This window comes from Candidatus Symbiopectobacterium sp. NZEC135 (assembly GCF_025962695.1).
In genome coordinates, this window is the sequence record NZ_JAGFPF010001150.1 from 1 (window position 1) to 687 (window position 687).

The 687-nt window shown below is 53.7% G+C and carries 1 protein-coding gene; it reads left to right on the top strand.

Annotated features, from left to right (window positions below; all coding sequences use genetic code 11):
* A partial coding sequence (locus J5224_RS33015) for a GntR family transcriptional regulator (protein ID WP_264629126.1) occupies window positions 1-678 on the top strand: 678 nt, incomplete at its 5' end.
* Window positions 679-687: the final 9 nt, after the last annotated feature.

The following is a 687-nucleotide window of genomic DNA, read 5'->3' on the forward strand; positions in this document are numbered from 1 at the left end:
TATATGCAATTAGCGATGGTTTTGGAGCAAGGCATCAACCAGAACAAAGCGCTGGCAGGGCAATTCTTTCCCGCTGAACGCGCGATTGCGCAGCAGTTGGACATTTCTCGCGTTACGGTCTCTCGCGCTTTGGCGTTGTTGGAAGAAAAGGGATTGATTGTTCGCCAGCAGGGCGTCGGAACGCGTATCAGCCAGCACCTTGACTATTCGCTGGATGACGAAGAAGCCGGGTTCCCCAAGCTGGTGTTGCAATCCGGAGGTGTTGCCGGTAATCGCTGGCTGGAGCGTACCACCACGCTGTTGCCGGACGAGGTTGCTAACAGCGTTCCTGCCTTGAAAGGTGAGCGGGTGACCAAACTACGGCGAGTGCGGTTGATCAACGGTGAACCTGTGTCGCTGGAAACCACATGGATCCCGCTGGCGCTGTTGCCCGCACCGGAGATTCTGGAGCACTCGCTCTATCAATACTGGGCGGAGCGTGGGATTCTCCCGGCGAAAAAGAAGGTGCGCATCAAGGCGATTGCCTGTCAGGCTGAAACCGCGCGTTTGTTAAACATTCAGCCAGGCATGCCGCTGCTGTTTTATCGCCAGCATACCTACAATGGGCAAAATGGTTTGCTCGAATATTGTGAAATTTACTGTCGCAGTGATATCTACGAAATACAGATATCGGATTGAAGCCGTATT